This is a genomic window from Cellvibrio sp. (assembly GCF_053579595.1).
In genome coordinates, this window is record NZ_JBRFPI010000272.1 from 1 (window position 1) to 6,259 (window position 6,259).

8 protein-coding genes are annotated in these 6,259 nt (G+C 47.7%); 7 read left to right on the top strand and 1 reads right to left on the bottom strand.

Annotated elements, in window-relative coordinates; all coding sequences use genetic code 11:
• The 7 genes from ACWA6V_RS15355 to ACWA6V_RS15385 all read left to right on the top strand — a co-directional run.
• Positions 1–667 (top strand): flagellar motor protein (locus tag ACWA6V_RS15355; RefSeq protein ID WP_449523317.1); only part of this gene is annotated, 667 nt, incomplete at its 5' end.
• A 20-nt stretch (positions 668–687) separates the two neighbouring features.
• Positions 688–1,368 (top strand): flagellar motor protein MotB, encoded by a 681-nt coding sequence (locus tag ACWA6V_RS15360; protein WP_449523318.1) that lies wholly within the window; start codon positions 688–690, stop codon positions 1,366–1,368.
• A gap of 273 nt (positions 1,369–1,641) precedes the next feature.
• On the top strand, positions 1,642–2,529 hold the full coding sequence (locus tag ACWA6V_RS15365) for a hypothetical protein (protein ID WP_449523319.1): 888 nt from the start codon (positions 1,642–1,644) through the stop codon (positions 2,527–2,529).
• A gap of 240 nt (positions 2,530–2,769) precedes the next feature.
• A complete protein-coding gene (locus ACWA6V_RS15370; protein ID WP_449523320.1) occupies positions 2,770–3,606 on the top strand; it encodes a ParA family protein in 837 nt (278 codons plus the stop codon).
• Complete coding sequence (locus ACWA6V_RS15375; protein ID WP_449523321.1) at positions 3,603–4,613, top strand: chemotaxis protein CheW; 1,011 nt, start codon at positions 3,603–3,605, stop codon at positions 4,611–4,613. The genes ACWA6V_RS15370 and ACWA6V_RS15375 overlap by 4 nt, the downstream gene beginning before the upstream one ends.
• Positions 4,614–4,746: 133 nt before the next feature.
• Positions 4,747–5,232, top strand: a complete 486-nt coding sequence (locus ACWA6V_RS15380; RefSeq protein ID WP_310070777.1) for a chemotaxis protein CheW — start codon at positions 4,747–4,749, stop codon at positions 5,230–5,232.
• Positions 5,233–5,294: 62 nt separating this feature from the next.
• A complete protein-coding gene (locus ACWA6V_RS15385) occupies positions 5,295–5,681 on the top strand; it encodes a DUF2802 domain-containing protein (protein ID WP_310070780.1) in 387 nt (128 codons plus the stop codon).
• 89 nt (positions 5,682–5,770) lie between these two features.
• Here the strand turns inward: ACWA6V_RS15385 and ACWA6V_RS15390 are convergent.
• Positions 5,771–6,259, bottom strand: a 489-nt coding sequence (locus ACWA6V_RS15390) for an SDR family NAD(P)-dependent oxidoreductase (protein WP_449523322.1), incomplete at its 5' end; no start/stop codon positions are given.

A 6,259-nucleotide genomic window follows, 5' to 3' on the forward strand; every position in this document is an offset into this window, starting at 1 on the left:
GGGCACATTGGTTAATGGGCCCGCCGCTTTTATCGTATTTGGCGGCACCTTGGGTGCTGCAATGTTGCAGACTTCTAAAAATAGTTTGAAGCGTGCGTTAAAAATTGTTAGTTGGGTTTTTAAACCGCCTTATGTTCCCTTTAAACAAGGTGTTGCCAATATAGTGCGTTGGGCAGCCGCCGCGCGTAAGGATGGCCTCTTGGGGCTTGAGGCAATTTCCGAGCGGGAAAAAGACAAGTTTGCAAAAAAAGGCTTGCAGCTATTGGTGGATGGCAATGAGCCGGAAGTGATTCGCCGTATTTTGGAAACGGATTTGATTGTGGATGAACAGCGCGATTTTGATGCGATAAAATTTTATGAGTCTATGGGCGGCTACGCACCCACTATCGGTATTATTGGCGCCGTAATGGGTTTAATTCATGTCATGAATAATCTTGCTGATCCTGCCACTCTCGGGCCTGGGATCGCTATTGCCTTTGTGGCGACCATTTATGGTGTGGCACTTGCGAATTTGGTGTTCATCCCTATGTCTAACAAATTGCGCATGTGTGTAAATGAAAATTCGCAGTACCGTGAATTAATTATCGAAGGTATTATTGCTATCGCGGATGGTGAAAACCCTCGTTCGATTGAAATGAAATTAAACGGCTATTTGCATCCTCATTAAGTAAACAATAGTAGTCTTTTATGGTTCGTCGCAGGCGGCAAGAGGTTCATGTTAATCAAGAGCGTTGGCTGATTTCCTATGCCGACTTCATTACTCTGCTGTTTGCTTTTTTTGTCGTGATGTATTCCATTTCCCAAGTGAATGACAGTAAATACCGTGTCTTATCTGATACCTTTATTGAAGCATTCAACCAACCTACTGATACACAAACCAATGCTGAGCCGCAAGATACCAGCTCGCCATCAGCGGCGATCATCGCACCAATTGATATGGGGCAAACAGCAGTAGAACCAGTGAGTGGGGAGCAAACATCAGCAACTAGTGGTCATGCCGTCAGCACGGAGTCCCCTGTTGAAATCCCGGAGCCTGATGAACCAATCAAAACCAGCGATGAACTCACACAAATTTCGGATTTAGTGACTGAAAAATTTACGCAGCTCATCAATGATCAAATGATCCAAGTCTCCAGCAATGAGTTGTGGTTGCAGATAGAGTTGAAAGACAGCATTTTATTTTCATCGGGCAGCGCAGATACCAGCGAGCAAGCACAAAAAATATTTGATGAAATTGCGGGCATTTTGCAGGGCTATTCAAACCCGGTTCAGGTAGAAGGGTTTACCGATAACGTTCCTATCAAGAGCATGAAATACCCTACCAACTGGGAGCTGTCCACTGCGCGAGCCATCGCTATTGTGAAATAACTGGGGAGTAAAGGTGTTGCACCTGAACGCTTGCCTGCTGTGGGTTATGGTGAGTACCAACCTGTGGCTTCGAATAATACAGAACAGGGTAGGGCCCAAAATCGCCGTGTCGCTATTATGGTTGCCAAACGCAAAATGGATCGCCCCAAGATTAGTGTTGAACCCGCTAAACCATTGCCCCAAGCTGCACCTGGTTCGTCAGCATCAAATTAACCTGCTAGTCCACGTTGATAAAAAGTCGGGGCATTCAGGGTGAACTCCATGAGGCCATTTATGCGTCTATTGGCATTGGGTAAAATGTATTTGCACTGCAGATGCCTGATGTTGATTTTTTTTGCCTTCTATTTAATGGCCGCACCGGTAAGTTCTTTCGCCGATGGTATAAAACCGTTAATGACAGTGGTGATATCGCGCGAGAAAAAACTCACACCTGATCACGACGATTATTACTTCAGCAAGGTGTTAGAGCTAGCGCTGACCAAAACAGCATCTACTCATGGGCCGTACCAGATTAAATTGGTTCCGGTTATGCCAATTACCAACCGGCTGCTGCGCGAAATTGAGTTGGGCCGAGTTGATATCACCTGGATGCCCTACAATAGGAATGCACCAGCCCAGCTAATGCCCATTAAAATTCGTCTGTTAAAAAATTTGAGTGACCATCGTGTATTTTTAATTCGCGCAGATGATCAGGCTCGATTCTCTCAGGTTAAGTCCATAGAAGATTTGCGTCGCTTACGCGGTGGTATTGGCTCCCACTGGCCGGATAGGACCGTTATGGAAGAAAACGGACTGCCACTGGTATTGAGCTTAAGTTATTTTAATTTGTTCAAAATGCTGGCATCTAACCGGTTTGACTATTACTCCCGTGGCATCCATCAAGTATTACCTGAGGTGAGCGCTTATGCAGATAAGGGGTTGGCGCTTGAGCGTGAGTTGCTCCTTCGCTATGAAAACCCGGTGTATTTCTATGTGAATAAATCGAATACTTTGCTCGCCGAGCGGCTTTCATTTGGGTTGAAAATAGCGATGGATGATGGCAGTTTTGATGCGTTGTTTCATCAGTTTGAGAACTTCACCTGGGCTGAGTCCATGCTCAAGCAAACAAATCGCCGCGTGATACCCCTGAGTAATTTTAGTTTCAGTGATGCACCTCAGTAATCGGTCGCCGGCATTTAAAATCTGCCGGATCTTTTCCCTGTCGCAAGCGAGTAATTTCGCTTTACATCCTCGCTAAATATTCCCGAATAAATGCCGATAGCTTGACGTTCCTTGGGGCTGGGCAATAATTAACTTCCGGCTGATTGAAAAATCTCGTTTTTAGGCGAGTGGGCATAGAGCTTGCTTTGCTTGGTATAGGGGCAAAAATGTCTGGTGTTTGACGCCAGCGAGGATTCAAACGTGCGTGTTCTGGCAATAGCAAACCAAAAGGGTGGGGTGGGTAAAACGACCACTAGTGTGTCGCTTGGGGGGCTAATTGCCTCATCAGGGAAACGTGTGCTATTGCTGGATATTGACCCGCATGGTTCGCTATCGACCTATTTCCGTCAGGATCCTGACTCCCAAACCCTCAGCAGCTACACCTTGTTCCAGGAGCGCAAAGAGCTTTCGCGGGATTCTATCCGCAGGCTGATCATCGCCACCGATTATCCCAATCTTCATGTAATGCCGTCGACCACTGCCTTGGCTACCCTGGAGCGCCAAGCGATAGGGCAGGATGGGATGGGGCTCGTATTAAGCCGGGCGTTGGCGCATATCGCCGATGATTACGATTATGTGTTGATAGATACACCGCCCTTGTTGGGTGTATTGATGGTAAATGCATTGGCGGCTTGCCAGTATTTGGTGATTCCCGTGCAGACGGAGTTCCTTGCGCTCAAAGGGTTGGAGCGCATGGTCAACACACTTAAGATGATGTCGCGTTCACGCAAGAAAGCCCTGGCCTATACTATTGTTCCCGTTATGTTTGACCGCCGTACCCAAGCATCGGTCACGAGCTTGCGTACCATTCGAAATACTTATCCTGAACAGGCCTGGCCTGGCCATATTCCTATCGATACCCGCTTCCGCGATGCGAGTAAGGCCGGTGTACCGCCCCATCTATTTGATGCAACCAGCCGTGGTGCCGAGGCTTATCAGTCTCTCTGGCATTGGTTGGAAAAAGCGATACGTGCGGATGAAGCAAAAATCGAGACCTCGCCAGTAGTTATCGCCAATAAGGCGGGTGTCGTGTCGTGAGTAAGCGAAAAGATTACGGCGATGATATCAAGCCGTCTGACGTCAGGTTGAGTCATTACTTTGATGATTTGCTCGGTGGAGAAGATTTACTTGAGCATGCGTTTGCGGCAATAGATGATCGCCCCATGCCGATTGCCGCAGGCTTCGGTGGTGCACGTGTGGTTTCCTTGCCGACTAAAAAAAATCCGGAAGAAAAACTTAAAAAAACCAACCTGCGCGCTGAGCCAACGCCTAAATCTGCTCCCAAACCTATAGCCGCATTTGCTGAACCCGAACCCGTTCAAACACTGGAGCAGAAGCGTCAACTTGAAAAGCTGCTGCAATCGGCGCGAACACAATTATTAGTGGATACACCAGTAACTACGCAGGTTTCGACTGAGACAAAAACCTCATTTGTCAGCGATCCTGATGAAATTCAGGAATGGATTATTGAAACTCCAGTTGTCGAGGCTGTTCCTGTAGAGGTGATCACAGCGGTTACGCATGAAGAAATCTCCCAAGTTGCGCATTTTCAAATGGAGGGGTTGGAATGGCTGAAGAATGGCCGTCCGCAGTGGGCGCAATCGCGCTTTGACGTGCTCTTGTTTAAGGTTTCAGGACTAACGCTTGCGGTACCGCTGATATCGCTTGGGCAAATACAGCCGCTAACGGATGAGTTGACCCCGTTGTTTGGCCAGGCTGATTGGTTTATGGGGCTGCAACCCACACCGGCCGGTAAAATCCGTACCGTGAATACGGCCAAGTTTGTGATGCCCGAGCGTTATGATCCCAAGTTTTTGGAAACCGCAAAGTACGTGATGTCGATCAACGGAGTGCCTTGGGGGTTGGCCGTTGATTCGGTGAATCAACCTATCACCTTGATGCCCGATGATGTTAAGTGGCGCAGTGATCGCAGCAAGCGCCCTTGGCTTGCTGGCACAGTGAAAGATCATATGTGCGCTTTGTTGGATATACCCCGTATCGGTCAAATGCTGGTCGATGCAGATAAAAATTTTGTACCCGCCTGATTGTGCCAGGTTGATTATTTCCTCCGGCCTAGGAGATTAAACAAAAGTGGCATAGAAAAAGTCCTCGGCTATAGTTATAACGACATTTACGTGATTTGCCGTCTACCGGAGGCGGCCATAGAGGAATTAGACGATGGCAACTGATGCAGCAAAAAATAAGAGTAGTGATGATCCCGTATTGCAGTGGGTAACCTTTCGTCTTGATGGTGAGACCTACGGCATTAATGTGATGCAAGTGCAGGAAGTGTTGCGCTACTCAGAGATAGCCCCCGTACCGGGAGCGCCATCCTATGTGTTGGGGATTATCAATTTACGCGGTAACGTAGTGACGGTGATTGATACCCGCCACCGCTTTAATTTATCCAGCGGCGAGATTACCGATAACACCCGTATCGTGATTATCGAAACTGACCGCCACGTGATTGGTATTTTGGTGGATAGCGTGGCCGAAGTGGTTTATCTGCGCCAATCTGAAATCGAAATGGCTCCCAATGTTGGCAATGAAGAAAGTGCGAAGTTCATCCAGGGTGTTTGCCACAAAAACAATGAACTCTTGATCCTGATCGACTTGAACAAATTACTGACCAGTGAAGAGTGGTCAGAGTTGGAAGATGTTTGAGTTGTTACACCACTTAGGGCAAGCTGGCCGTCATTGATGGAATCGGGCGCAGAGAAACTCTCATGACAGTGTTGGAAATAGGTTTGTCGGCATCTGCAATTGTCAGTGTTATCGCACTGGTGATTGCCGTGCTCAGTTTGAAGCACGTGCGCCGTCAAGCAGATGCAAATGAAAAACTGATTCAAAAATTGATGCGCGAAGTGGCGGCGTCCAGCAGTGGTTCGGTCGGCATGGGGCAGCGTTTGCTGGCAATGGAAAAGCGTTTGCAAGCCAATGCGGCTAAGCAGCCGGAAAAAATTGATTACTACAATGACGACGAATTCCAGCCTTATTCACAGGCGGCACAAATGTTTAAGATGGGTATGGATTGTGATGAGGTGGCGCGGCGCTGTGGGCTGTCCCGTGCGGAAGCCTCGCTGCTGGAGATGATGCAAAAATCCAGTCATTAATAACACTCTCAAGCCTGAGTAAAAAAAAGGAGATCCATTGATCTCCTTTTTTATTGCGTCATTCTTTGCGTGAATATGGCAGCATGAAATTATTGTTGATAATGAAATGCCTGCCCGCTAACGCCAACAGATTCATCACTTAATAAATATACATAAGAAGGCATTAATTCTTCTGGTGTTTTGATTGTTTCCGGATCTTCTGCAGGATACGCCGATGCGCGCATAGCAGTACGTGTCGCGCCGGGGTTGATACTATTGGCTCGAATGCGAGTTGCGCTTTCCAGTTCGTCGTGTAGTGTCTGCATAAAGTTTTCGGTCGCCGCTTTGGATGCAGCATAAGCGCCCCAAAATGCACGGCCTTTAAATGCAACGCTGGAGCTGGTAAATAAAATGCTCGCGTTTTCTGAGCGTTCCAGCAGTGGCAGCAACGCCTGCGTCATCATAAACGGTGAATTCACATTGATTTGCATGCAGCGCAACCAAGCGCTAACTGAATAATTACTGATGGGTGTGCGCTCGCCTAAATCTGCCGCATTATACAGGATTCCATCCAATCGCCCAAACGTATCTTCAAGTGC

What these genes read in the sequence shown, in the direction of transcription:
- ACWA6V_RS15385 (WP_310070780.1), top strand. Translation starts at nt 5,295, where the DNA reads ATGACAGTGTTGGAAATAGGTTTGTCGGCATCTGCAATTGTCAGTGTT.
- ACWA6V_RS15380 (WP_310070777.1), top strand. Translation starts at nt 4,747, where the DNA reads ATGGCAACTGATGCAGCAAAAAATAAGAGTAGTGATGATCCCGTATTG.
- ACWA6V_RS15365 (WP_449523319.1), top strand. Translation starts at nt 1,642, where the DNA reads ATGCGTCTATTGGCATTGGGTAAAATGTATTTGCACTGCAGATGCCTG.
- ACWA6V_RS15360 (WP_449523318.1), top strand. Translation starts at nt 688, where the DNA reads ATGGTTCGTCGCAGGCGGCAAGAGGTTCATGTTAATCAAGAGCGTTGG.